Source organism: Streptomyces malaysiensis subsp. malaysiensis (assembly GCF_040653035.1).
Lineage (GTDB): Bacteria > Actinomycetota > Actinomycetes > Streptomycetales > Streptomycetaceae > Streptomyces > Streptomyces malaysiensis.
This window is the reverse complement of record NZ_JBEZNG010000088.1, coordinates 1-2,493: the sequence shown is the minus strand read 5'-3', so window position 1 is coordinate 2,493 and position 2,493 is coordinate 1. Positions and strand designations below refer to the sequence as shown.

General features: G+C 56.4%; 1 rRNA gene. It reads right to left on the bottom strand.

The annotated features are described in order from the left end of the window. Positions 1-21: 21 nt before the first annotated feature. Positions 22-2,493: ribosomal RNA gene (locus tag AB0E24_RS45895) — 23S ribosomal RNA — on the bottom strand; the annotation flags it as partial.

The following is a 2,493-nucleotide window of genomic DNA, read 5'->3' as shown; positions in this document are numbered from 1 at the left end:
ACACAGTGGACGCGAGCAACTGAGGACAAGCCCTCGGCCTATTAGTACCAGTCAACTCCACCGGTCACCCGGCTTCCATATCTGGCCTATCAACCCAGTCGTCTACTGGGAGCCTTAACCCATCAAGTGGGTGGGAGCCCTCATCTCGAAGCAGGCTTCCCGCTTAGATGCTTTCAGCGGTTATCCCTCCCGAACGTAGCCAACCAGCCATGCCCTTGGCAGAACAACTGGCACACCAGAGGTTCGTCCGTCCCGGTCCTCTCGTACTAGGGACAGCCCTTCTCAAGACTCCTACGCGCACAGCGGATAGGGACCGAACTGTCTCACGACGTTCTAAACCCAGCTCGCGTACCGCTTTAATGGGCGAACAGCCCAACCCTTGGGACCGACTCCAGCCCCAGGATGCGACGAGCCGACATCGAGGTGCCAAACCATCCCGTCGATATGGACTCTTGGGGAAGATCAGCCTGTTATCCCCGGGGTACCTTTTATCCGTTGAGCGACGGCGCTTCCACAAGCCACCGCCGGATCACTAGTCCCGACTTTCGTCCCTGCTCGACCCGTCGGTCTCACAGTCAAGCTCCCTTGTGCACTTACACTCAACACCTGATTGCCAACCAGGCTGAGGGAACCTTTGGGCGCCTCCGTTACCCTTTAGGAGGCAACCGCCCCAGTTAAACTACCCACCAGACACTGTCCCTGATCCGGATCACGGACCCAGGTTAGACATCCAGCACGACCAGAGTGGTATTTCAACAACGACTCCACACCAACTAGCGTCAATGCTTCACAGTCTCCCACCTATCCTACACAAGCCGAACCGAACACCAATATCAAGCTATAGTAAAGGTCCCGGGGTCTTTCCGTCCTGCTGCGCGAAACGAGCATCTTTACTCGTAATGCAATTTCACCGGGCCTATGGTTGAGACAGTCGAGAAGTCGTTACGCCATTCGTGCAGGTCGGAACTTACCCGACAAGGAATTTCGCTACCTTAGGATGGTTATAGTTACCACCGCCGTTTACTGGCGCTTAAGTTCTCAGCTTCGCAGGATCAAAAACCCCACTAACCGGTCCCCTTAACGTTCCAGCACCGGGCAGGCGTCAGTCCGTATACATCGCCTTACGGCTTCGCACGGACCTGTGTTTTTAGTAAACAGTCGCTTCTCGCTGGTCTCTGCGGCCACCACCAGCTCACACCGCAAGGGTGATCACCAGCAATGGCCCCCCTTCTCCCGAAGTTACGGGGGCATTTTGCCGAGTTCCTTAACCATAGTTCACCCGAACGCCTCGGTATTCTCTACCTGACCACCTGAGTCGGTTTAGGGTACGGGCCGCCATAAAACTCGCTAGAGGCTTTTCTCGACAGCATAGGATCATCCACTTCGCCACAATCGGCTCGGCATCAGGTCTCACCCTTAATGAGAGACGGATTTACCTACCCCTCGGGCTACACCCTTACCCCGGGACAACCACCGCCCGGGCTGGACTACCTTCCTGCGTCACCCCATCACTCACCTACTACAGGTCTGGACTATCGGCTCCACCACTCCCCTCAACTCCGAAGAGATCAGGGCGGCTTCACGGACTTAGCATCGCCTGGTTCAGCGCTGACGCTTCACAGCGGGTACCGGAATATCAACCGGTTGTCCATCGACTACGCCTGTCGGCCTCGCCTTAGGTCCCGACTTACCCTGGGCAGATCAGCTTGACCCAGGAACCCTTAGTCAATCGGCGCACACGTTTCCCACGTGTGTATCGCTACTCATGCCTGCATTCTCACTCGTGAACCATCCACAACTCGCTTACACGGCTGCTTCACCCGGCACACGACGCTCCCCTACCCATCCACACTCCCGTTAGAGAACATGCGTGAATGACACGACTTCGGCGGTACGCTTGAGCCCCGCTACATTGTCGGCGCGGAATCACTTGACCAGTGAGCTATTACGCACTCTTTCAAGGATGGCTGCTTCTAAGCCAACCTCCTGGTTGTCTCTGCGACTCCACATCCTTTCCCACTTAGCGTACGCTTAGGGGCCTTAGTCGATGCTCTGGGCTGTTTCCCTCTCGACCATGGAGCTTATCCCCCACAGTCTCACTGCCGCGCTCTCACTTACCGGCATTCGGAGTTTGGCTAAGGTCAGTAACCCGGTAGGGCCCATCGCCTATCCAGTGCTCTACCTCCGGCAAGAAACACACGACGCTGCACCTAAATGCATTTCGGGGAGAACCAGCTATCACGGAGTTTGATTGGCCTTTCACCCCTAACCACAGGTCATCCCCCAGGTTTTCAACCCTGGTGGGTTCGGTCCTCCACGAAGTCTTACCTCCGCTTCAACCTGCCCATGGCTAGATCACTCCGCTTCGGGTCTTGAGCGCGCTACTAAAACGCCCTATTCGGACTCGCTTTCGCTACGGCTTCCCCACACGGGTTAACCTCGCAACACACCGCAAACTCGCAGGCTCATTCTTCAAAAGGCACGCAGTCACGA